1 protein-coding gene is annotated in these 1,285 nt (G+C 46.8%); it reads left to right on the top strand.

Annotation, left to right across the window (positions count from 1 at the left end; all coding sequences use genetic code 11):
* Positions 1-133: 133 nt before the first annotated feature.
* Complete coding sequence (locus ACTHY5_RS09980; protein ID WP_441879226.1) at positions 134-1,174, top strand: alpha/beta fold hydrolase; 1,041 nt, start codon at positions 134-136, stop codon at positions 1,172-1,174.
* The last annotated feature ends 111 nt before the right edge of the window (positions 1,175-1,285 follow it).

The following is a 1,285-nucleotide window of genomic DNA, read 5'->3' as shown; positions in this document are numbered from 1 at the left end:
GCTTAAAGTGTATCGCCTGCGCAAATAAACCACTTGGGTGCTAATTGCGCCCAATACTGGCCGATTGTTCTTACTTGGTGTTGGCTCACATAGCCTGCTGTGTTATTAAACAATAAACACCTTGGAGCCTTATATGTTTGCCCGTTTATTACTGTTCGGGACTTGCCTGTTTATGAATGTCGCCTTTGCCGCCCCCTCTTTTACTACCGAATCTGAACTAAGCGATTTAGGCCATTCAGGGCTTAATGCCCACTGGCATCGCGACAGTGTGCAAGGTGTATTTAACAGCCACGACAACCTCGCTTTGCCCTACACAAAACTAATTAATCCCCAACATCAGCAGTCGATCATACTGGTGAATGGCCGTACCGAAACCTACTTAAAGTATCAAGAGCTGGCCCTCGACTTATTTAATAATGGCTATAATGTTTATCTATATGATCATCGTGGCCAAGGCTTGGCCCCTCGCCTATTAAAAAACCAACAAATAGGTTATGTGGGGCACTTTGATGACTATGTGCAGGATCTTGAGCAGTTTGTGCAACAAGTCGTCTTAGCAGAGCCGGTCGATAATCTGTACCTGTTATCACACTCTATGGGGGGGACTATTTCTGCACTCTGGCTCAGTCAAACCCAGGTTCGCCTACAAGCTGCTGTATTGTCTTCGCCTATGATGGGCATTTATTTAAAACCCCTACCACGCTGGCTAGTCAATGGGCTGTTATCGCTATTTGATAGTGGCTGTGGCTGGCTAGGACGCACTGCTTGCTATGCACCAGGGCAGGCTGATTACAAAAACCTTCCCTTTAAAGAGAATGTGCTCACTCACAGCGAGAGCCGCTATCAGCTTTTGCGCGATTTATATCAACAACAGCCTCAGTTACAGCTAGGGGGTGTCAGCGTACACTGGTTAAAACAAGCCTTAATGGCAGGAGATAGAGCCATTGCAGAAGCGGGCCGTATTACCATTCCCTTGCTGGTATTACAGGCAGGTAATGATGTGGTAGTAGATAATCATGCTCAAAATCGTTTTTGTGATGCCTTGGCCTATTGTGCTGGCGGACAGCCCAAGGTGATTGACGGCGCCTCTCACGAGCTATTTATTGAACAAGATAAGCTGCGTAAACCGGCCCTGCAGGCCACCTTGTCTTTTTTTGAGCAATACGCGAAGTAAAGCCGGAAGCTGTCAGTTAAAGAGGGCACAGAGCCTAAACAGCGAAAGCTGACGGTTTGTGGCTCTGCAAAGGAATCAGGTATGGAATTATTTATTGGCATTATGTCGGGT

Source organism: Oceanisphaera sp., assembly GCF_052084945.1.
In the GTDB taxonomy this organism is placed as follows: Bacteria; Pseudomonadota; Gammaproteobacteria; order Enterobacterales; family Aeromonadaceae; genus Oceanimonas.
Note: the sequence above shows the minus strand (reverse complement) of the source record. Positions and strands in the feature narration are given on the sequence as shown.